This is a genomic window from Streptomyces sp. NPDC058671 (genome assembly GCF_042716475.1).
Classification (GTDB): Bacteria; Actinomycetota; Actinomycetes; order Streptomycetales; family Streptomycetaceae; genus Streptomyces.
On record NZ_JBHXSA010000015.1, the window covers coordinates 121612 to 143438 of the forward strand.

Consider the following 21827-nt stretch of genomic DNA (forward strand, 5'->3'; position numbering starts at 1 on the left):
AAGCATACGGAGGATTGCATAGTTATGCTGTCATCGACATCTTCGCCCTCCCCGCGAAGACGGCGGTATACCCACCCTCCTGAGGAGCAGCAGCTGTGAGCAGCAACAACGGTGACGTCCGGCTCTGGGGCGGACGGTTCGCCGACGGTCCCGCCGAGGCCCTGGCGAAGCTGTCCGCGTCGGTTCACTTCGACTGGCGTCTCGCGCCCTACGACATCGCCGGTTCCCGGGCCCACGCGCGCGTGCTGCACAAGGCCGGACTGCTCACCGAGGACGAGCTGACCCGCATGCTCGCCGGCCTCGACCTCCTGGAGGCCGACGTCGCCGACGGCTCCTTCGTCGGCACCCTCGCCGACGAGGACGTCCACACCGCCCTGGAGCGGGGCCTCCTGGAGCGCCTCGGCCCGGACCTCGGCGGCAAGCTGCGCGCCGGCCGGTCCCGCAACGACCAGGTCGCCACCCTCTTCCGGATGTACCTGCGTGACCACGCCCGGATCATCGGCGGCCTCGTCGCGGACCTCCAGGACGCCCTGGTCGGCCTCGCCGAGGCGCACCCGGACGTCGCCATGCCCGGCCGTACCCACCTCCAGCACGCCCAGCCCGTGCTCTTCGCCCACCATGTCCTGGCCCACGCCCAGGCCCTGTCCCGGGACGCCGAGCGGCTGCGGCAGTGGGACACCCGGACGGCGGTCTCCCCGTACGGCTCCGGCGCCCTCGCGGGTTCCTCGCTGGGGCTCGACCCGGAGGCGGTCGCCAAGGACCTGGGCTTCGAGCGCGGCTCGGTCGGCAACTCCATCGACGGCACGGCCTCCCGTGACTTCGTCGCCGAGTTCGCCTTCATCACCGCGATGATCGGGATCAACCTCTCCCGGATCGCGGAGGAGATCATCATCTGGAACACGAAGGAGTTCTCCTTCGTGACCCTCCACGACGCCTTCTCCACCGGTTCGTCGATCATGCCGCAGAAGAAGAACCCGGACATCGCCGAGCTGGCCCGTGGCAAGTCCGGCCGCCTCATCGGCAACCTCTCCGGCCTCCTGGCGACCCTGAAGGCGCTTCCCCTCGCCTACAACCGTGACCTCCAGGAGGACAAGGAGCCGGTCTTCGACTCCTGCGACCAGCTGGAGGTCCTGCTGCCCGCCTTCACCGGCATGATGGCCACGCTCACCGTGAACCGGGAGCGCATGGAGGAGCTGGCGCCGGCCGGCTTCTCGCTCGCGACGGACATCGCCGAGTGGCTGGTCAGGCAGGGCGTGCCGTTCCGGGTGGCGCACGAGGTGGCCGGCGAGTGCGTGAAGGTGGCCGAGTCGGAGGACAAGGAGCTGGACGAGCTCACGGACGAGCAGTTCGCCAAGATCTCCGAGCACCTCACCCCGGAGGTCCGCACGGTCCTCGACGTCCCGGGCGCCCTCGCCTCCCGCGACGGCCGGGGCGGCACCGCCCCCTCGGCGGTCGCCACCCAGCTCGTCGAGGTCAAGGCGGATCTGGTCATCCAGCACGCCTGGGCCGAGGCCAAGAAGTAGGCCGTACGGCACTCACGGCGCCGCCGCCCTCCCCGCGCGAGGGCGGCGGCGCTTTTCTCTACTCCCAGGGTGAGACATTGATGTCTCACTTGGTGTACGGTTGTCTCATGTCAGTCGATCGCACCCAGGTGCTCCGCGCGGCCGCCGCCCTGCTCACCCGCAAGGCGACCGCCACCATGGACGAGGTCGCACGGGCCGCCGGGATCGGGCGGGCCACCCTGCATCGGCAGTTCGCCGGGCGGGACGCGCTGGTGCGGGCGCTCGAGGAGCTCGGGCTCCAGGAGCTGGAGGCCGCGCTCGACCGGGCAGAGCTCGACCAGGGGCCCGAGGACGAGGCCGTCCGACGCCTCGTCGGCGAGGTGGAGCCCGTCGCACCCCTGCTGTCGTTCCTCGTCACCGAGAACCAGCTCTTCGAGGGCGACCAGGTCAACGAGGGCTGGGCCCACCTCGACGCCCGGGTCTCCGCGCTGTTCCGGCGCGGGCAGGAGAACGGCGTCTTCCGCATCGATCTGACCCCCGCCTGGCTCACCGAGGCCTTCTACGGGCTCGTCGGTTCCGGCGCATGGGCCGTGCAGGACGGCCGGGTCGCCGCCAAGGACTTCCAGTACATGATCGTCGAGCTGATGCTCGGCGGAGCGCGCAGGAGCGTGGAGAAGTGACCACCAGCACCCTCAGCACCACGGACCATACCGAGGGCGTCCGCCGCCCCGGCCGGTGGCTCGCCCTGTCCGTGCTCGTCCTCGCCGTCCTCCTCGTGGCGGTCGACGCCACGGTGCTCGGACTCGCCACCCCCTTCCTCTCCGAGGACCTGAAGCCCTCGGGCTCCCAGCTGCTCTGGATCGGTGACGTCTACTCCTTCGTCATCGCCGGACTCCTCGTCTCCATGGGCAGCCTCGGCGACCGCATCGGCCGCAAGAAGCTCCTCCTTGTCGGTGCCATCGCCTTCGGCGCGGTCTCCGTCCTGAACGCCTACGCGACCAGCCCCGAGATGATGATCGTGGCCCGCGCGCTCCTCGGCGTCGCCGGCGCGACCCTGATGCCGTCCACCCTGGCGCTGATCCGCAACCTCTTCCACGACCCCCGCGAGCGCAGCCTCGCCATCGGCATCTGGGGTGCCATGGCGTCGGCCGGCGCCGCCGTCGGACCGGTCGTCGGCGGGTTCCTCCTGGAGCACTTCTGGTGGGGCTCGGTCTTCCTCATCAACCTGCCCGTCATGGCCGTCCTCGTCCTCGTCGGCGTCAAGCTGATCCCCGAGTCGAAGAACCCGAACCACGGCCCCTGGGACCTGCCCAGCGTGCTGCTCTCCCTCGTCGGCATGATCGGCCTCGTCTACGCGATCAAGGAGCTGGCCTCCCACGGCCCCTCCCTCGACGCGGGTCTCGCCGCCCTCGTCGGCGCCGGCGCCCTGACCTGGTTCGTCCGCAGACAGCTGACGCTGCCCGCGCCGCTCCTGGACATGCGCCTCTTCCGCCACCGAGGCTTCTCGGGCGCCGTCCTCGCCGACCTGCTGACCATCCTCGGCCTCTCCGGCCTGGTGTTCTTCCTGTCCCAGTTCTTCCAGCTGGTCCAGGGGCGGCAGCCGCTGGAGGCCGGACTCGCCGAACTGCCCGCCGCCGTCGGCGCGGTGACGGCCGGTCTGATCGCGGGCACCGTGGCCCGTCGTTTCTCCGTACGGTCCGTGGTGGCCGGCGGCCTCGCGGCGGTCGGCCTCTCCCTCGCCGTACTGACGACGCTCGACCAGCACACCGGCTATCCGCTGCTCGGCGCCGCCCTGCTCGTCGTCGGTGTGGGCGCCGGCTTCGCGTTCACCGTCACCGCCGACGTGATCCTCTCCAGCGTCCCGAAGGAGCAGGCCGGATCCGCCTCCGCCGTCTCCGAGACGGCGTACGAACTGGGCGCCGCGCTCGGCATCGCCGTCCTCGGCTCCATCGTGACCGGTGTCTACCGCGGCTTCGCCACCCCGGCGGGAGTCCCCTCCGACATCGCGTCCGCGTCCCACGAGTCGCTCGGCGGCGCGGTCGAGGCCTCCGGCGGCCTCGCCCCCGACACGGCGACGGCCCTGGTGTCGGCCGCGCAGGAGGCCTTCGTCGAGGGCCTGCGGATCGCGGCCGGCGTCGGCGCGGCGGTCCTCCTCGCGACGGCGGTCGCGGCCTGGTTCCTGCTCAGGGGCCAGAAGCTGGAGGACGGCGTCGAGCACTGACGCCCCGACGGACCGACGGCGTCGAGCACTGACGCCCCGACAGGGAGCCGCCGTCGCGACGCGGCTGCGCACGCCCGCCCCGCGAGTTCGACCGTGCCCCGTACAGCAAAGCTGTACGGGGCACGGTCACGCCTGTTCCGGACGGACTACGCGGCCTTCGCCTTGGTGGCGTACATGTCCACGTACTCCTGCCCCGACAGCCGCATCACCTCGGCCATCACCGAGTCCGTCACCGCCCGCAGCACGTACCGGTCGCGGTCCATCCCCTCGTACCGCGAGAACTCCATCGCCTCGCCGAAGCGGACCGTCACCCGCCCCGGACGGGGGAAGCCCGCCCCGCCCGGCTGGATCTTGTCGGTGCCGATCATCGCGAACGGCACCACCGGCGCCCCGGTCATCAGGGTGAGCCGCGCGATGCCCGTACGGCCGCGGTAGAGCCGGCCGTCGGGGGAGCGGGTGCCCTCCGGGTAGATCGAGAAGACGTTGCCCTCATCGAGGACCCGACGCCCGGTCATCAGCGCCGCGACACCGCCACGGCCGCCGTCCCGGTCCACCGGGATCATGCCGACGCTGGTGAAGAACCAGGCCATCGCCCGGCCCTTGACGCCCTTGCCCGTCACGTACTCGTCCTTGCCGATGAAGTAGACCGGACGGTCCAGGCAGATCGGCATGATCATCGAGTCGATGAAGGTCAGGTGGTTCCCCGCGAGGATGACGGGCCCGGTGCCCGGAATGTTCTCGACGCCCTCCACGCGGGGGCGGAACATCAGGCGCATGACCGGCCCGAGCACTGCCTTGATGATCGCGAGACGGGACAACGGTTCCTCCGGTGGGATGCGGGTCAGTCGAGCTGACGGTGCAGCTGGCGACGATACTCGCGGGTCACCTCCGCGCGCACATCGGGTTCACCGAGTGGATACGCAGTGTTGACGTGTGTTTCCGCCATGTTCGGCCGAGGTCTGCCGGATGGAGGGGGTTGGTGCCTAGCGTCGTGGGCACCCGTCGACACGTACGGGACATGACACAGGAGGACACCTCATGACCCAGGGCGAACGCCGGATCCCGGCCAGGCGCACGGTTCTCGGAGCGGCGGGCGCCACCGTCCTCGGCACCTCCGCGGCCCTCGCGGCCGGCACGGGCGCGGCGCAGGCCGCCGGGGCGGGCCGCACCCCCGGCCACGGCCGCGGCTACCGTTCCCTCCCCGTCCCCACCGTCATCGCGCACCGCGGCGCCAGCGGCTACCGCCCCGAGCACACCCTCGGCTCCTACCGGCTGGCTCTCGACCTCGGCGCCCACGTCATCGAGCAGGACCTCGTCCCCACCAAGGACGGGCACCTCGTCTGCCGCCACGAGAACGACATCACCGGCACCACCGACGTCGCCGACCATCCCGAGTTCGCGTCCCGCAGGACCACCAAGAGCGTCGACGGCACCTCGTACACCGGCTGGTTCACCGAGGACTTCACGCTGGCCGAGCTCAAGACCCTGCGGGCCAAGGAGCGCATCCCGGGCACCCGCCAGGAGAACACCCTGTACGACGGCCGCTGGACCGTGCCCACCTTCGAGGAGGTGCTGCGCTGGGCCGAGGACGAGGGCCGCCGCCGGGGCCGCGAGATCTGGCTCCACGTCGAGACCAAGCACCCCACCTACTTCCGCTCCCTCGGCCTCGGCCTGGAGGAGCGCCTCGCCAAGCTCCTTCGCCGGTACGGGCGTCACCGCGCGAACTCCCCGGTCTTCCTCCAGTCCTTCGAGCCGAGCAGCGTCCAGCGACTGGCGAAGCTGGTGGACTCACCCGGCGTGGTCCTGCTCTCCGGCGCCACCAGCCGCCCCTGGGACTTCGTCCAGGCCGGGGACCCGCGCACGGTGGCCGACCTGGTCACCCCCCAGGGCCTGCGCTGGATCGCCTCGTACGCGAAGGGCATCGGTCCGACGCTCGACCTGGTGATCCCCAGGGACGCCAGCGGCCGCCTCGGCGACCCGACCACCCTGGTCCGCGACGCGCACGCGGAGGGTCTGATCCTCCACCCGTACACCCATCGCAACGAGAACGCCTTCCTGCCCGCGGACTTCCGCCGGGGCACGGACCCGGCGGCGTACGGCGACTCCTTCGGGGCCCTCAAGCGGTACCTGGCGACGGGGATCGACGGGATCTTCTCCGACAACCCGGACACCGCGCTGCTCGGTGCGGCGGACCACACGGCCCGCGACTGACTCGTGTACGCGTGCGGGCCCGGCGACCGGGCCCGCACGACCTCCTCCCGGGTGGTTTACGCCCCGCGCCGCAACCACGCCCGCGTACCCCGGCATCGTGCCGGACATGACCACCCCCGAGACCCACCCCGAGACCCGAACTGAGCGACACCCCGAGACCCACCGCGCGACCCACCCCCAGCCGCACGCCGACACCGCTCCCGTCGCGGACACGGACCCCGCCCCCGGGCTCCTCGCCGCGCTCGCCCCGCTGCTCGCCGCCGAGTCGGACGCCGAGGCGTCAGCGGCTGGTGTCGAACCGAGCGACCTCGAACAGGCCGTCTGGCTCCGCCTCCTGGAGCGGCTCCAGGCGACCGGGACCGCCCCCGAACGCCCCGCCGAATGGCTGCGCCGGGCCGTCCGCGCCGAGGCCCGCCGCGCCCGCAGGACCCGCGACCGCGAGCGCCCCTACCGCGACGAGCCCGCCCACGATCCCGGCGGCTCCGGTCCCCAGGGCTCCCCGGAGCACTCCCTCCTCGACGCGGAGGGGCGCCGTACGCTCCGCGCCGCCGTCACCCGGACGCCCGGCCGGTGCCCCCGGGTGCTGACGGCGATGCTCGCCCCCGAGGACCTCACCTACCGGGAAATCGCAGGAGAGTTGGGTATCTCACAGGGCAGTCTGGGGCCGATGCGTTCCCGTTGCCTGGGATGCCTGCGCAGAATGCTGGCGGCAGAGGTTCCCGCCCCCGGCCGAAAGGGAAGGGTGCGGTAAACCGATGATCGACAGATGAGCGGGAGGCGTGCACACATGGGCCTGAGCGTGACCATCTCGGCAGCGGACGCGCGGGACGCGGAGCACATCCTGAAGCTGCAGTACCTCTGCTACCAGAGCGAGGCGGAGCTGTACGGGGACTGGTCCATCGAGCCGCTCACCCAGTCGCTCGACGAGCTGCGCGCCGAACTGGACGAGGGGTACGGCCTGGTGGCCCGGCTCGGTGACGAGGTCGTCGCCTCCGTGCGGGCCCGCCTCGACGAGGACGGCACGGTACGGATCGCCAAGCTGATCGTCCACCCGCGCATGCGGCGGCACGGACTCGGCGGGCGGCTCCTCGACGGCATCGAGCGCCGCTTCGCGGCCGGCGCCGACGCCACCGCACGGCCGGAACCGTCCGCCAAGCGCTTCCAGCTCTTCACGGGCCACCGCAGCGAGGGCAATCTGCGGCTCTACCGCAGCAAGGGGTACGCGCAGGTCGCCACCCGCGAGGTCGGCCCCAGGCTGACCCTGGTGACCCTGGAGAAGGCGGCCTGACTCAGGCGGTCGTGAGCGCGCGCGACCGGCGCAGCCACCAGATCCCCGTCAGCGGGAGCAGCACCGGGATGAAGAGGTACCCGTAGCCGTAGTCCGACCAGACCGTCGCGTCCGGGAAGGCGGACGGCTCGACCAGCGTCCAGGTCCCGACGATCAGTACGCCCGCGAGCTCGGCGGCGCAGCACACCAGCGCCGCCCTGCGGGCCGTCTCCCCACCGCGTACCAGCGTGTAGGTGATGAAGGCGTAGACGACGGCCGCGACCGCCGACAGGGCGTACGCGAGCGGCGCACGGTCGAACTCCGTGGCGATCTGGTAGATCGAGCGGGAGACCGCGCCGACCGACATCACGCCGTACAGCCAGACGAGCAGGATGCCCGGGCCCGTGACGAGGCGGGTCCTCGTGCCCGGTGCCGCCTTCTCCTGGGTCGCGGTCATGGTCAGCCCACCGTCCAGATGTCGTGGAGTCGCACTTCGAGCACGGCCAGGACGACCGCGCCGGCGGCCACCGTGGCCGAACCCCACCGGCTGCGCTCGGCGAGCGACATGAAGCCGGCGATGGGCACCGCGCACAGCGCCCCGAGCAGATAGGCGACGAAGATCGTCGCGCCCTCCTCGGCCTTCTCGCCGCGCGCCAGCTGCACGATCCCGACGACCAGCTGGACCAGGACGAGGAAGGTCACCACGGCCATGCCGATGAAGTGCCAGTCCTTGGTCGGCTGGTCGCGGAGGGCGGCGAAGCCGCACCAGGCGGCGAGGGCGAGCGCGGCCGCGGAGACCGCGACCGTCAGGACGTCAAGCATGCGCCCGAGGGTATTACGGTCGACGGGGCCGGATGCGCTCACCCCCTGGCGGCACCGGGCGACCGGACCGTGGCCTCGGCCACACCCTCGCCCGCGGGGCCCCGAACTGTCCGCATGGCGTGTCGGTCACGTCCGCTATTCGGACAGCTCCCTTTCGTTCGCGACTGCGCATGCTTTACTTGCAGACATGACCACGACGAGCAGCCGCACCCTTGCGACCGAGGCGATCACGACGCCCGGTGCTCGTTGTATGTGTCGAATGTGCGCCTTCTGAGGGCCCCCGCCTGAGTCCCGCGCCCCGAAGCGAGACCCCGACGGCCGTGCCGTTCCCCCCGCCGACAGGCGGCGGAACGTGCCCGCCCCCGCGCACCGCCGACGACCGGCCACCCGCCGGACCGGCCCCGTGCGCCTGACTGTCCGAAGACGAATGCCCCGTGCGTGACGGACCCCGCGTCGCGCACTCGACAGTGACGGAAACCCCTGTGATCACCACTTCGGGCCTGACCAAGGTCTACGAGTCGCGCGGCCGGAAGGTCACCGCTCTGGACGGCGTCGACCTCCACGTCCGCGAGGGCGAGGTGTTCGGCGTGATCGGCCAGAGCGGCGCCGGCAAGTCCTCACTCATCCGCTGCGTCAACCTCCTGGAGCGCCCCACCTCCGGCACGGTGACCGTCGACGGCGTCGACCTCACCGCCCTGGCCGGGAGGAGCCGCCGCGCGGGCAAGGACCTGCGCCGGGCGCGCAGCAGCATCGGCATGGTCTTCCAGCACTTCAACCTGCTGTCCTCCCGCACGGTCAAGGACAACATCGAACTCCCCCTGGAGATCCTCGGTCTCTCCGGCGCCGAGCGCTCCCGCCGCGCCCTCGAACTCCTCGACCTGGTCGGTCTCGCCGACAAGGCCAAGGTCTTCCCCGGCCAGCTCTCCGGCGGCCAGAAGCAGCGCGTCGGCATCGCCCGCGCCCTCGCCGGCAAGCCCAAGGTCCTCCTCTCCGACGAGGCCACCAGCGCCCTCGACCCGGAGACCACCCGCTCCATCCTCCAGCTGCTCCGCGACCTCAACCAGCAGCTCGGCCTGACCGTCCTGCTCATCACGCACGAGATGGACGTCGTGAAGACGATCTGCGACTCCGCCGCGCTGATGCAGCACGGCCGCGTCGTCGAGTCCGGCACCGTCGCCGAACTGCTCGCCACTCCCGGCTCCCAGCTGGCGGCCGAACTCTTCCCGGTCAGCGGCGCCCCCACGGGCCCCGACCGCACGGTCGTCGACGTCACCTTCCACGGCGAGTCCGCGACCCGGCCCGTCATCTCGCAGCTCTCCCGCACGTACAACATCGACATCTCGATCCTCGGTGCCGCGATGGACACCGTCGGCGGCCGGCAGATCGGACGGATGCGGATCGAGCTGCCCGGACGGTACGAGGAGAACGTCGTCCCGATCGGCTTCCTGCGCGAGCAGGGCCTGCAGATCGAGGTCGTGGAAGAGGACGCGGCGGCGGCCGTCACCGCGCCCGTACTGGTCGAGGAAGGTGCCAAGTGACCTGGTCCGAGATGCAGCCCCTGCTGGAGCAGGGCACTGTCGACACGCTCTACATGGTCCTCTGGGCGACCGTCGTCACCGTGCTCGGCGGCCTGCCGCTCGGCATCCTCCTCGTCCTCACGGACAAGGGCGGACTGCTGCAGAACCTGCCGGTGAACAAGATCGTCGGTGCGATCGTGAACGTGGGGCGTTCGCTACCCTTCATCATCCTGCTCATCGCCCTGATCCCCTTCACCACCGCCGTCGTCGGCACCTTCATCGGCCCGACCGCGATGATCGTGCCGCTCGCCATCGGGGCCATCCCCTTCTTCGCGCGTCTCGTCGAGACGTCGATCCGCGAGGTCGACCACGGACTCGTCGAAGCCGTCCAGGCCATGGGCGGCGGCATCCCCACCATCGTCCGCAAGGTGCTGCTGCCGCAGGCCCTTCCCTCCCTGGTGTCGGGCGTCACCACCACGGTCATCGTCCTCATCGGCTACTCCGCGATGGCCGGCGCGGTCGGCGGCGAGGGCCTCGGCTCCAAGGCCGTCACCTACGGATACCAGCGCTTCGACACCACCTTCATGCTGGTCACCGTCGTCGTCCTGGTCCTGATCGTGACCGTCGTCCAGCTCATCGGCGACGGAGTCGTCCGACTCCTCGCCCGCCGGGGCCGTACCGCGTAACGGTCCCCGGCCACCTCAGACTTCGTCCTTCGAAGAACAGCCCGGACTTGTTGTCCAGGCGACCACCGCACCACCGGAAAGAGGCACTCTTCGTGCGTAGGAACATCAAGCTCACCGCCGGTATCGCCGCCACCGCCGCCCTCGCCCTCGGGCTGAGCGCCTGCGGAACCTCCTCGGACCCGTCCTCCTCCAAGGACACGGCCGGCGACGCCGACAAGCCCCTCGTCGTCGCCGCGTCCCCGACGCCGCACGCCGACATCCTCAACTACGTCAAGGACAACCTGGCGGAGAAGGCCGGCCTGAAGCTGGAGGTGAAGGAGTTCACGGACTACATCCTGCCGAACACCGCCACCCAGTCCGGCCAGGTCGACGCCAACTTCTTCCAGCACAAGCCGTACCTCGACGACTTCAACCAGAAGAACAAGACCACCCTCGTCCCCGTGGTCAACGTCCACCTGGAGCCGCTGGGCCTCTACTCCAAGAGCCTCACGTCGGTGAAGGACATCAAGGCCGGCCAGACCGTCGCCGTCCCCAACGACACCACCAACGGCGGCCGCGCCCTCCAGCTGCTCGCCGAGAACGGCCTGATCACCATCAAGCCGGGCGTCGGCACCAACGCCAAGCTCTCCGACATCACCGACAAGAAGGGCCTGGAGTTCAAGGAGCTGGAGGCCGCCACCGTGCCCCGCGCCCTGAACGACGTGGACGCCGCCGTCATCAACGGCAACTACGCCATCGAGGCCAAGCTGTCCCCGGCGAAGGACGCCCTCGTCCTGGAGAAGGCGGAAGGCAACCCGTACGCCAACTTCCTCGCCGTCAAGGAGGGCAACGAGAAGGACGCCCGCGTGCGGAAGCTCGCGCAGCTCCTCAACTCGCCCGAGGTGAAGAAGTACATCGAGGACACCTACAAGGGCTCCATCGTCCCGGCCTTCGGCGCCGTCAAGTAGGCTCCGGCGTCCGAGGGGCCGTCAGACCGGTTCCCCCGTACAGTCCTTGGACAGAAGGCCCCCGCACCCCGTCCGGTGCGCGGGGCCTTCGCCACACCCCCGAACGAGCACCCACCCGGCCATGCGCACCGGCGGGCACATGCTGCATGCTGTGCGTTCACGGTCGATTCGGACGGTCCACGGCATGGAGCTGCGCATGACTACCACCTTTCCGGACATCTCCATCAACACGGACCGGTTGGTGCTGCGCGCGCTCGACGAGGGCGACATCCCCGCTCTCACCGCCATGATGAACGACGAACTGGTGGGCGCCTGGACGGCGGTGCCCCAGCCGTTCACCGAGGCCGCCGCCCGGACCTGGATCACCGAGTACGCCCCCGCCGAACGAGCCGCGGGCCGGGGCATCGACCTCGCCGTCACCGAGTTCCTCACCCAACGCCTGGTCGGCGTCATCCAGCTGGGAAACACCGACTGGCGCGTCCGCTCCACCGAACTCTCGTACATCGTCGCCCCCTGGGCCCGAGGCGAGGGTTACGCCTCCGAGGCCTCGCTCGCGACCGCGCAATGGCTCTTCGGCGACCAGGGGTTCGAGCGCCTGGAGCTGCGCACCGCGGCCGACAACACCGCCTCCCAGCAGGTCGCCCAGAAGATCGGCTGCATCAGCGAGGGCGTCCTGCGCAACGCCTGCATAGCCCGCACCCGCACCGAGGACGGCGACTGGACCGAACTGCGCACCGACTTCATCGTGTGGGGGCTCCTCCCCGAGGACCTCGACGGTGTCGCCGACCAGATGGCCGAGGCCGGATACTCCTCGTACACCGACTGGAGCTGAGCCCGCAAAGCCCACCCGGGGTACGCTCGGCACGCCCCCGACCTGCGACGACACCAGGAGACACACGACGATGGCCGACCGCGTCACGGTGATCGGCTGGGACGGTTCACCCCTCACCGAGGCGGCCAGGTCCGCGCTCTCCGCCGCCACCCTGGTGGCCGGAGCCGCCCACCACCTGGCACTGCCCGAGGTGCCGCCCGGAGCCGAACGCGTCCGTCTCGGCAGCGTCGACCTCGCCGCCCGCCGGATCGCCGGCCACCGCGGCACCGCGGTCGTCCTCGCCGACGGCGACCCCGGCTTCTTCGGTGTCGTCCGCGCCCTGCGCGCGCCCGAGCACGGCCTGGAGGTCGAGGTCGTCCCCGCCGTCTCCTCCGTCGCCGCCGCCTTCGCGCGGGCCGGAATGCCCTGGGAGGACGCCCGGATCGTCGTCGCCCAGCAGCGCACCCTGCGCCGCGCCGTCAACGTCTGCCGCGCCCACCCCAAGGTCGCCGTGCTCACCTCGCCCGGCGCGGGACCGGCCGAGCTCGCCCTCCTCCTCGACGGCGTCCACCGCACCTTCGTGGTCTGCGAGGAACTCGGCACCGCCCGCGAACAGGTCTCCGTCCTCACCTCCGACAAGGCCGCCGACCACACCTGGCGCGACCCGAACGTCGTCCTCGTCATCGGCGGCGCCGGCAGCACGGGTGCCCCTCCCACCGCCCCCTGGCTGATGGGCCAGGACCCGACCGCGCCTCCCGTGCGCGGCTGGGGCCTGCCCACGCAGGAGTACGACCCCCAGGCGTACGACCCCGGTGCCCCCGCCCCGGCACGCACCCGCGCGGGCGAGGACCCGTCCCTGCGGGCCGCCCAGCTCGCCCGGCTCGGCCCCCGTGTCGGGGACCTCGTCTGGGACATCGGCTGCGCCGGCGGCGCCTTCGCCGTCGAGGCCTCCCGTTTCGGCGCCGCCGTCATCGCCGTGGACCTCGACCCGGCGGCCTGCGCCCGCACCGAGCAGACCGCCCGCCGCCACGGCGTACACCTCCAGACCGTCCCGGGACGCGCCCCGCACGTCCTGGAGAGCCTGCCCGAACCCGATGTCGTACGGATCGCGGCAGGCGGGGTGCCCGTCGTCACCGCCTGCACCGACCGGCGGCCGGAACGGATCGTCGCCCACGCCTCCACCCGCGACGAGGCCGAGGCGATCGGCGCAGCCCTCGCCGACGGCGGCTACACCGTGGAGAGCCTCCTCCTCCAGACCGTCGGACTCGACCCGGACGACTGGTCGGAACGAGAGCGTTCGGTCGTCTTCCTGCTGTCCGGCCGCAGGGCCGACGCCCCCACCCGTGACGGTGCCGCCCCGCAGGCCAGGTAGGCTGGCCGATTGTTGTACCGCATCCGGATGTTCGGCGTTCCGTTCGCCAATGTCCCGAACACGTGGCCGCTTTGCGCCGCCGACGCGGTACGCGACAAGGGGGGACCGCGCGACGTGGCGCAGTCCACAGCGCACCGTGGCGAATCTCCCTGCCACGACGGCCGGGGGCGGCGACAATGGTGAGTGCCCGCGCGTCCTTCGTGCCGCGCGGCGCGTGCGCTCGTTCTTGTCGACGGGCGCAGGTCTGAAGGAAGCACAAGCGATGGGCGAGGGGTACGCATGACGGACACCGGCCAGGTCCCGGGCGAGGGGCTGCCGGAGAACGCAGGCATGGTCGAGCAGCCGGGCATCCCCGCACCGGGCGCGTACACCTTCCTGGACCCCTCCGAGCACACCACCGAGGACGACGACCTGCTGCTCATGCCGGGCGCCCAGGGCGCGTGGAGCGAGCATCCGCCGGGCGTCCCGCCCGCGCCGCCGGTCGCCGTGCCGCCGCCGGCCCCCCTCGTCCCGAACCAGTCGGCGCCGCACCCGACGGCCCCCGACGCGCAGACGCCGGGGGGTGACCCGCTGACCGACCCCCTGCCGGACCCGCTCACGGCCCCGCTGGACGCCGTCGCCCTCGGCGACATGCTGACGGCCCCGCAGAACCAGACCCCGCCGCAGGGCGTCCCGCTCGCCGCCGCGACGGGCACCCCGGCGCACGGCGTGCCGATGGACCAGCCGGCCGGCACCCCGGCGCACGGCGTCCCGACGGACCAGCTGACCGGCACCCCCGCGCACGGCGTCCCGCTGGACCAGCTGACGGGCACTCCGGCGCACGGTGTCCCGACGGACCAGCTGACGGGCACTCCGGCGCACGGTGTCCCGACGGACCAGTCGACCGGCACCCCCGCGCACGGCGTGCCCTCTGCCCCGCAGGAGCAGGCCGCCACCGACCACGGCTACCAGCCCGGCATCCTCGACACCGGCGCCCACGAGGCGGCCGGCCGCGACTCCGGCTCCGTGGACCTCGGCGGCGTACGGATGCCCCCGCCCGCCACCGCCCCGGCCCCCCAGCCCGCGCGCCGCCCGCTGCACCTGGGCCCGCCCGTGCCCGAGGCCGGCGGCGTCGTGCTCTCGCTGGCCGACCGCGGCCCCGCAGCCGCGCCCGCCCCGGCCCCGCAGCCCGCGCCGGCCCCGACACCCGCCCCCGAGACCCTGGTGGCCACCGGCCCCGCGCCGATGCCGGTGAGGAACCCGGGCCCGCCGACCACGGGGCCCGAGTACTTCGACATCGCGCAGGACCAGCAGCTCGCCCCGCAGGGCGCAGAGCCGTGGGCCGCGCAGCCGCAGGAGCCCGTGGCTCCGGGGACCGACGCCCCCGCAGAAACGGTCGTCCCGGGGACCGGCCAGTTCGTCCAGGTCGAGGGCAGCGTCCCGACGACCCCGCACCTGGCTCCGACCCCGGCGCCCGAGCCGACCCCCGCCCCCCAGCCGGAGGAGCCCTCCGAGCCCGTCGCGCCCGCCGTGGCCGAGGCGCCCGCCCCCGAGGCCCCGGTCGAGCGGGCCGACCCCCAGGTGACGGTCCCCGCCCCCCGCGAGGCCGAGCCCGAGCCGGTGGTCGCCGAGGAACCGGCCGCCCCGGTGGCGGAGGAGCCCGAGGCCGAGCAGGCCCCGGAGACCGAGGCGCAGCCCGTCGCCGCCCTCGCGGAGGAGCAGGCTCCGGAGGAGACCCCCGTGGAGGCGGTCGCCGACGAGATCCCGTTCGCCCCGCAGGACGCCGCCCCCGAGGTCACGTCCGAGCCGGTCTCCGAAGCCGCGACCACGGAGTCGCCGGCCACCGAGCCGCCGTCCACCGACGAAACCCCCGCCCCCACCTCCGCGGAGACACTCCCCGAGGCCACGGAAGCCCTCACGGACGCTCCCGAGGCACTCACCCAGGAGGAGCCGGAGGCCCCGGCCCCCCACGCCCTCCCTGAGGCCGCCGCTCCCGAGGCACTCCCGCAGGAGGAGCCGGAAGCACTCGCGCACGAGGCCACGGCTCCCGAGGCGCTCGCCGACACCGCCGCTCCCGAGCCGCTCCCGCAGGAGACCGCGGCCCCCGAAGCCGCTCCGGCCGAGGAGACCGCCGCGCCCGCGGACGACGGGGAAGTCCTCAGCCCCACCGTGGAGTCGGCCCCCGCGCCCGGCTACGACGACGCCGAGCGCGAGGCCGTCCTGCGCGTGATGCGCGAGCGCCGCGACATCCGCAACGGCTTCCGCTCCGACCCCATCCCGCACGAGGTGCTGCTCCGCGTCCTGGAGGCCGCCCACACGGCCCCGAGCGTCGGCCACTCGCAGCCCTGGGACTTCGTCGTCATCCGCTCCGCCGAGACCCGGCAGACGATGCACGAGCTGGCCCAGCGGCAGCGCGAGGCGTACGCCAGGTCCCTCCCGAAGGCCCGCGCGAAGCAGTTCAAGGAACTGAAGATCGAGGCGATCCTCGACACTCCGGTCAACATCGTGGTGACCGCCGACCCCACCCGGGGCGGCCGCCACACCCTGGGCCGCTACACACAGCCGCAGATGGCCCCGTACTCCTCGGCGCTCGCCGTCGAGAACCTCTGGCTCGCCGCCCGCGCCGAGGGCCTCGGCGTCGGCTGGGTCAGCTTCTTCGACGAGCGGGAGATGGTCCGCACCCTCGGCCTGCCCGAGCACCTCGAAGTGGTCGCGTACCTCTGCGTGGGATACGTCGACGAGTTCCCCGCGGAGCCCGAGCTGATGCAGGCGGGCTGGTCCAAGCGCCGCCCGCTGGCCTGGGTGGTCCACGAGGAGACGTACGGCCGCCGTGCCCTGCCCGGCGAGGAGCCGCACGACCTGCTCCAGGAGACCGTCGCCAACATCCGCCCCCTGGACGCCAAGGCGCTCGGCGAGGCCTGGGAGCGCCAGAAGCGCATGACCAAGCCCGCCGGGGCGCTGGGCATGCTGGAGATCATCTCCGCGCAGCTCTCCGGTCTCTCCCGGATCTGCCCGCCGCCGATCCCGGAGCCCGCGGCCGTCGCGATCTTCGCGGGTGACCACGGTGTCCACGCCCAGGGCGTCACCCCCTGGCCGCAGGAGGTCACCGGTCAGATGGTGGCGAACTTCCTGGGCGGGGGAGCGGTCTGCAACGCCTTCGCGAACCAGGTCGGCGCCGAGGTCTGCGTCATCGACGTGGGCGTCGCCTCCGAACTCCCGGCCACCCCGGGCCTCCTTCCGCGCAAGGTCCGCCCCGGCACCGGCGACTTCACCACGGGACTCGCGATGACCCGTGACGAGGTCCTTGCCGCGATCGAGGTCGGCATCGAGACGGCCAGGGACCTGGTAGCCGCCGGCAACAAGGCGCTTCTCACCGGCGAGATGGGCATCGCGAACACGACCGCGTCCGCCGCCCTGATCTCCGTCTACACCGGAGTGGACCCGACCGAGGTCACCGGCCGGGGCACGGGCATCAACGACGAGACCCACGCCCGCAAGGTGGACGTGGTCCGCCGTGCCCTCGACCTCCACAACCCGGACCCGGCGGACCCGATCGGCGTCCTGTCGGCTGTCGGCGGCCTGGAGCACGCGGCCCTGGTCGGCCTGATCCTGGGCGCGGCCTCCCTGCGTACGCCGGTCATCCTCGACGGGGTGTCCACCGGTGCGGCGGCGCTCGTGGCCCGGGCCATCGCGCCCGAGGCGCTGGCGGCCTGCATCGCGGGCCACCGCAGCGCCGAGCCGGGCCATGTGGCCGCGCTCAACAAGCTGGGCCTGCGCCCCCTGGTCGACCTGGACCTCCGCCTCGGCGAGGGCACGGGCGCGCTGCTCGCCCTCCCGCTGGTGCAGAGCGCGGCCCGCGCGATGCACGAGGTGGCCACGTTCGACTCGGCGGGCGTCACCGAGAAGTAGGACGAGGGACGCGTCCCCCACCCGGCACGGGCATGGGGGACGCGCAGGGACCGTGCGCGGGACGCGAAGCGTGATGTGTGGCGCCCCCTGAGGGGCCACCGCTCGAGGCCCCGCGTGCCCTACATCATGCAGTCCCGGAGCGCCCCCCACGTCACGAACCGACCACGGGGGAGATCCGTCACAGCCTGATGCGCCCCGGCCACCGATATCGTGGTCCCGGGCGTCAGCCACACGCCCCACCAGCCGCTTCACCGCAGCAGCGGCCAGCCCCCGCACTCCGAGGAGCCGCTCACCCATGGCCGACAACGCCGACCACCCCGCCTACCCCGTCGGCCTGCGCCTGGCAGGCCGCCGTGTCGTCGTCCTGGGCGGCGGCCAGGTCGCCCAGCGCCGGCTGCCCGCCCTGATCGCCGCGGGCGCCGACATCACTCTGATCTCCCCGTCCGCGACCCCCTCCGTGGAGGCCATGGCCGAGGCCGGCGAGATCACCTGGACGAGGCGGCGGTACGAGGACGGTGACCTCGCCGACGCCTGGTACGCCCTGGTCGCCACCACGGACCCGACGGCGAACGCCGCCGCGTCCGCCGAGGCCGAGCGCACCAGGACCTGGTGCGTGCGCGCCGACGACGCCGAGGCGGCCACCGCCTGGACCCCGGCGACCGGCCGCGACGCGGGCGTCACGGTCGCCGTGCTCACCGGCCATGACCCCCGCCGCTCCGCCGCCGTCCGCGACGCGATCGTCGAGGGCCTCCGCGACGGTTCGATCGCCGCTCCCGCGCACCGCTCCCGTACCCCCTTCGTCGCGCTGGTGGGCGGCGGCCCCGGCGACCCGGACCTGATCACGGTGCGCGGCCGCCGGCTGCTCGCCGAGGCGGACGTGGTCATCGCGGACCGGCTCGGCCCCCGCGACCTCCTGGACGAGCTGCCCCCGCACGTCGAGGTGATCGACGCGGCGAAGATCCCGTACGGCCGGTTCATGGCCCAGGAGGCCATCAACAACGCGCTGATCGAGCACGCGAAGGCGGGCAGGTCGGTCGTACGGCTCAAGGGCGGCGACCCGTTCGTCTTCGGCCGCGGCATGGAGGAGGCGCAGGCGCTCGCCGCGGAGGGGATCGCCTGCACGGTGGTCCCGGGCATCTCCAGCTCGATCTCGGTGCCCGGCGCGGCCGGCATCCCGGTCACGCACCGCGGGGTGGCCCACGAGTTCACGGTCGTCAGCGGGCACGTCGCCCCCGACGACCCGCGCTCCCTCGTCGACTGGGCGTCGCTCGCGAAGCTCACCGGGACCCTCGTCGTCCTCATGGGCGTCGACAAGATCGGGAAGATCGCCGAGGCGCTCATCGCCCACGGCAAGAATCCGGAGACGCCGCTCGCCCTCGTCCAGGAAGGCACCACGGCGTCCCAGCGCCGTGTGGACGCCACCCTCGCGACGGTCGCGGAGACCGTGAAGGCGCGGGAGGTCCGCCCGCCGGCCGTCATCGTCATCGGCGACGTGGTGGCCGAAGGCCCCGACCGCCCGGTGAGGTGACCGGACACGGCAACCGACCGGGCCGGCAGGCCCGGTGACCAGGGGTGACCGAACCCCCTCGCACACATTGGCACCACATCCCGGACAAGGCAGTGACCACGTGGCCGAACTCATCACGATCGACGACCCCGACGACCCGCGCCTGAGCGACTACACCGGCCTGACCGACGTCGAGCTGCGCCGCAGACGCGAACCGGCCGAGGGCCTGTTCATCGCCGAGGGCGAGAAGGTCATCCGCCGGGCCGGGCAGGCCGGGTACGAGATGCGGTCGATGCTGCTCACCGCCAAGTGGGTCGATGCCATGCGGGACGTCATCGACGAGGTCCCGGCGCCGGTGTACGCGATCCAGCCGGACCTCGCGGAGCGCGTCACCGGCTACCACGTGCACCGGGGCGCCCTCGCCTCCATGCAGCGCAAGCCGCTCCCGGACGCGGTCGAACTGCTCGTGGACGCCCGCCGGGTGGTCGTCATGGAGTCGGTCAACGACCACACCAACATCGGTGCGATCTTCCGCAGCGCCGCTGCCCTCGGCATGGACGCGGTGCTGCTCTCCCCGGACTGCGCGGACCCCCTGTACCGGCGGTCGGTGAAGGTGTCGATGGGCGCGGTGTTCTCCGTCCCGTACGCCCGCCTCGACACCTGGCCGCGCGGTCTCGACGCCGTACGGGAGGCGGGCTTCAAGCTGCTGGCGCTCACCCCGGCCGAGAAGGCGACCTCGATCGACGAGGCCGCCCCGCACCGCCTGGAGCGGGTGGCCCTGATGCTGGGGGCGGAGGGCGACGGCCTGTCGGCGCAGGCCCTGCGCGCCGCCGACGAGTGGGTGCGCATCCCGATGGCCCACGGCGTGGACTCGCTGAACGTGGGAGCGGCGGCGGCGGTCGCGTTCTACGCGGTGGCGACGGGCCGCCCGGAGTCCTGACCGGCGATGCTCCGGTCCCAGTCCGGCGTCCCTAACCCTGCAGGGCCTGGGCGGCGGCGATGCCCAGGGCCACCACCAGGGTCACGACCACGAAGACGAAGAGCCGCTGGCGCAGCAGCCGGGGGTTGGCGGGGCGGCGCCCCGTCGAGGTCGTACGGGCACCCGGCCGTGTCGCGGGACGCCCCCCGGTCCGGGGTCCGCCGGACGGCCGGGACGACGGCCCTGGCCCGCGCCCCTTGCCACGCTCGGCGCCCCGCTCCTGGCCGCGCTCGGTTCCCCGCTCCGGTCCACGACCGGGCACGTCCCGGTCGGTGTACCGCTCGGTCGGCCGTACGGCGTTACGCTCCTCGGCCCGCTCCCGCTGGACCGGCGGACGGGAGGCCGGCAGGCCCTGAGCCTCGCGCGCCGCGATCTCCTTGAGCCGCATCGACAGCTGGAGGGTGCTGGGACGGTCCTCGGGGTCCTTCGCGAGACAGGCCCGGAGCAGCGGTGCGAGCGCGTCCGGCACCCCGTGCAGCTGCGGCTCCTCGTGCACCACCCGGTAGAGCATGACCTCGGAACTGCCGTGCCCGAAGGGGGAGTCGGCCATCGCGGCGTACGCCAGGGTCGCCCCGAGCGAGAACACGTCGGTGGCGGGGGTGACCGCCGCTCCGCGTACCTGCTCGGGTGCGAGGAAGCCGGGCGAGCCGACGGCCGTGCCCACGTGGGTCAGCGTGCTGGCGCCGGTGGCCCAGGCGATGCCGAAGTCGATGATGCGGGGGCCCTTGGGGGAGAGCAGGATGTTCGACGGCTTGAGGTCCCGGTGCACGACCCCGGCCTCATGGACGGCGACGAGGCCCTCCGAGAGGGCCGCCCCGATCGTGGCGACGTCGGCGGCGCGCAGCGCGCCCTCCTCGGCGACCCGGTCGTGCAGCGACGGACCGGGCACGTACTGGGTGGCGAACCAGGGGCGCTCGGCCTCCAGATCGGCGGCGACGAGCCGGGCCGTGCAGCCGCCGCGGATACGCCGGGCCGCCGACACCTCGCGGGCGAACCGCGACCGGAACTCCTGGTCCTCGGCGAGGTCAGGCCGGATCACCTTCAGGGCCACCCGCTGACCGCGCCGGTCGGACCCCAGGTACACGACGCCCATCCCGCCGGCCCCCAGCCTGCGGTGGAGCCGGAACGACCCGACGATCCGCGGATCCTCGCGCCGGAGCCGCATCATCGCCATGTCCGTCCCCTCGTCCGTTCGACGTGGCACAGCTTACGTAGTGGCGCCCGCACGTGCTCATAGGCCGCGCCCTCGCACCGGGATCGATTGTCAGTGCTGAGGGGGAGTGGAGCCGGGAGTGCGTGGTTCCGCCCCCGGCTCAACCCGCCTGCCGGGCGCCCGACTTGACGAGTAGTCGGGGATCTTCGTCAGGGGCCCCGAAGGTACCCGGCAAGGGCCCCGGACCAGGGCGTTCGCGGGACGCCCCGCGAAGTGAGCCATGTCACGCCCCCGGTGGCCCCCGGAGAACCCCTCCGGGAAGACCCGGGGATCGGATCCTCCGTCTCCACCCAGGGGAGTACGCCGGGCGGGCGGCCGTCATCCTCCGGGAGGCCCGCAAGTCGGTACGAGGGCATGACGTCCCGGCGCTCCCCGCTCCCTAATGTTGAGGTCAAGCGGCGGGTGCAGCACTCGTCCCCCGAGGTCACGCACCCGCCGCGCCACACGTCAGGAGAGGAACCATGGCCTACACGGCACCGCGGACGAGCACCCGGCCTTCGAGCCGTCGCCACCCCTTGGTGGCCACCGCCATGGTCCTCCCTTTCGCGGCCCTGCTCGTCGTCGTCTTCGGCGGCTGGGAAGCAGTGGTCACACATGCGTCGTCCGTGGGCGTGATGCTGGGGCGCTGAACAGCGCCCCGGACCCGGGAGAGCGGCCCGGGTCGGGACATCCGGCCATCAACCCCGTGGGGACGGGGGTGCGGCGGACGGCAGCGTGGGGCCGGTCAGCTGGGGAGCTGACCGGCCCTCGCGCATTCCCACCCCGCCGCGCGCCACAGGCCGGGAGAACCTCCCCGCTGCCCGCTGCCCGCTGCCCGCTGCCCACTGCCAGCCGCCTGTCGCTCCCACCGGCCGTCACCCGCTGCCCGCTGCCCACTGCCAGCC

19 protein-coding genes are annotated in these 21827 nt (G+C 72.8%); 15 read left to right on the plus strand and 4 right to left on the minus strand.

The features are described 5' to 3' along the window. Positions 1-95: 95 nt before the first annotated feature. The 3 genes from argH to ACFWV2_RS20165 all read left to right on the plus strand — a co-directional run bounded on the left by argH (position 96) and on the right by ACFWV2_RS20165 (position 3723). Positions 96-1523, plus strand: coding sequence for an argininosuccinate lyase (gene argH, locus ACFWV2_RS20155; RefSeq protein WP_384406347.1), 1428 nt, complete (start codon positions 96-98; stop codon positions 1521-1523). 107 nt (positions 1524-1630) lie between these two features. Then, positions 1631-2182: a TetR/AcrR family transcriptional regulator gene (locus tag ACFWV2_RS20160; RefSeq protein ID WP_384406348.1), complete on the plus strand. Its 552-nt coding sequence runs from the start codon at positions 1631-1633 to the stop codon at positions 2180-2182. Beyond that, complete coding sequence (locus ACFWV2_RS20165) at positions 2179-3723, plus strand: MFS transporter (protein ID WP_384406349.1); 1545 nt, start codon at positions 2179-2181, stop codon at positions 3721-3723. Before ACFWV2_RS20160 ends, ACFWV2_RS20165 begins: the two co-directional genes overlap by 4 nt. A gap of 146 nt (positions 3724-3869) precedes the next feature. Here the strand turns inward: ACFWV2_RS20165 and ACFWV2_RS20170 are convergent, their stop codons facing one another. Continuing rightward, a complete protein-coding gene (locus ACFWV2_RS20170) occupies positions 3870-4541 on the minus strand; it encodes a lysophospholipid acyltransferase family protein (RefSeq protein ID WP_384406350.1) in 672 nt (223 codons plus the stop codon). Between the two features lie 220 nt (positions 4542-4761). On the opposite strand from ACFWV2_RS20170, the gene ACFWV2_RS20175 reads away from it, so the two are divergent. From ACFWV2_RS20175 to ACFWV2_RS20185, 3 genes are all read left to right on the plus strand, one after another. Continuing rightward, positions 4762-5934 (plus strand): glycerophosphodiester phosphodiesterase, encoded by a 1173-nt coding sequence (locus ACFWV2_RS20175; protein ID WP_384406351.1) that lies wholly within the window; start codon positions 4762-4764, stop codon positions 5932-5934. 106 nt (positions 5935-6040) lie between these two features. Further along, the gene (locus ACFWV2_RS20180) at positions 6041-6685 is read left to right on the plus strand and encodes a sigma-70 family RNA polymerase sigma factor (RefSeq protein ID WP_384406352.1); all 645 of its coding nucleotides are present in this window, start codon (positions 6041-6043) and stop codon (positions 6683-6685) included. 36 nt (positions 6686-6721) lie between these two features. Further along, positions 6722-7222 carry a GNAT family N-acetyltransferase gene (locus tag ACFWV2_RS20185; protein ID WP_384406409.1) on the plus strand — a complete coding sequence of 167 codons (501 nt, stop codon included), beginning with the start codon at positions 6722-6724 and terminating at the stop codon, positions 7220-7222. Between the two features lies 1 nt (position 7223). On the opposite strand, the gene ACFWV2_RS20190 is transcribed toward ACFWV2_RS20185, so the two are convergent. Beyond that, on the minus strand, positions 7224-7658 hold the full coding sequence (locus ACFWV2_RS20190; protein ID WP_384406353.1) for a hypothetical protein: 435 nt from the start codon (positions 7656-7658) through the stop codon (positions 7224-7226). 2 nt (positions 7659-7660) lie between these two features. Next, positions 7661-8023, minus strand: coding sequence for a hypothetical protein (locus ACFWV2_RS20195; RefSeq protein ID WP_384406354.1), 363 nt, complete (start codon positions 8021-8023; stop codon positions 7661-7663). A 482-nt stretch (positions 8024-8505) separates the two neighbouring features. Here ACFWV2_RS20195 and ACFWV2_RS20200 point away from each other — a divergent pair, with 482 nt between their 5' ends. From ACFWV2_RS20200 to ACFWV2_RS20235, 8 genes are all read left to right on the plus strand, one after another. After that, positions 8506-9561, plus strand: coding sequence for a methionine ABC transporter ATP-binding protein (locus ACFWV2_RS20200; protein ID WP_384406355.1), 1056 nt, complete (start codon positions 8506-8508; stop codon positions 9559-9561). Continuing rightward, the gene (locus tag ACFWV2_RS20205; RefSeq protein ID WP_384406356.1) at positions 9558-10226 is read left to right on the plus strand and encodes a methionine ABC transporter permease; all 669 of its coding nucleotides are present in this window, start codon (positions 9558-9560) and stop codon (positions 10224-10226) included. Before ACFWV2_RS20200 ends, ACFWV2_RS20205 begins: the two co-directional genes overlap by 4 nt. Positions 10227-10318: 92 nt before the next feature. Further along, positions 10319-11173 carry a MetQ/NlpA family ABC transporter substrate-binding protein gene (locus ACFWV2_RS20210; protein ID WP_384406357.1) on the plus strand — a complete coding sequence of 285 codons (855 nt, stop codon included), beginning with the start codon at positions 10319-10321 and terminating at the stop codon, positions 11171-11173. Positions 11174-11369: 196 nt separating this feature from the next. Continuing rightward, entirely contained in the window at positions 11370-12005 is a 636-nt protein-coding gene (locus ACFWV2_RS20215; RefSeq protein ID WP_384406358.1) for a GNAT family N-acetyltransferase, read from the plus strand. Between the two features lie 70 nt (positions 12006-12075). Next, a complete protein-coding gene (gene cbiE, locus ACFWV2_RS20220; protein ID WP_384406359.1) occupies positions 12076-13356 on the plus strand; it encodes a precorrin-6y C5,15-methyltransferase (decarboxylating) subunit CbiE in 1281 nt (426 codons plus the stop codon). A 279-nt stretch (positions 13357-13635) separates the two neighbouring features. Further along, entirely contained in the window at positions 13636-17244 is a 3609-nt protein-coding gene (gene cobT, locus ACFWV2_RS20225; protein ID WP_384406360.1) for a nicotinate-nucleotide--dimethylbenzimidazole phosphoribosyltransferase, read from the plus strand. 295 nt (positions 17245-17539) lie between these two features. Continuing rightward, the gene (cobA, locus tag ACFWV2_RS20230) at positions 17540-18772 is read left to right on the plus strand and encodes a uroporphyrinogen-III C-methyltransferase (protein ID WP_384406361.1); all 1233 of its coding nucleotides are present in this window, start codon (positions 17540-17542) and stop codon (positions 18770-18772) included. A 100-nt stretch (positions 18773-18872) separates the two neighbouring features. After that, positions 18873-19691 (plus strand): TrmH family RNA methyltransferase, encoded by an 819-nt coding sequence (locus tag ACFWV2_RS20235; RefSeq protein WP_384406362.1) that lies wholly within the window; start codon positions 18873-18875, stop codon positions 19689-19691. Between the two features lie 31 nt (positions 19692-19722). On the opposite strand, the gene ACFWV2_RS20240 is transcribed toward ACFWV2_RS20235, so the two are convergent. Continuing rightward, on the minus strand, positions 19723-20904 hold the full coding sequence (locus ACFWV2_RS20240; RefSeq protein WP_384406363.1) for a serine/threonine-protein kinase: 1182 nt from the start codon (positions 20902-20904) through the stop codon (positions 19723-19725). A 500-nt stretch (positions 20905-21404) separates the two neighbouring features. Between ACFWV2_RS20240 and ACFWV2_RS20245 the strand changes: the two genes are divergently transcribed. Then, the gene (locus tag ACFWV2_RS20245) at positions 21405-21572 is read left to right on the plus strand and encodes a hypothetical protein (protein WP_384406364.1); all 168 of its coding nucleotides are present in this window, start codon (positions 21405-21407) and stop codon (positions 21570-21572) included. The last annotated feature ends 255 nt before the right edge of the window (positions 21573-21827 follow it).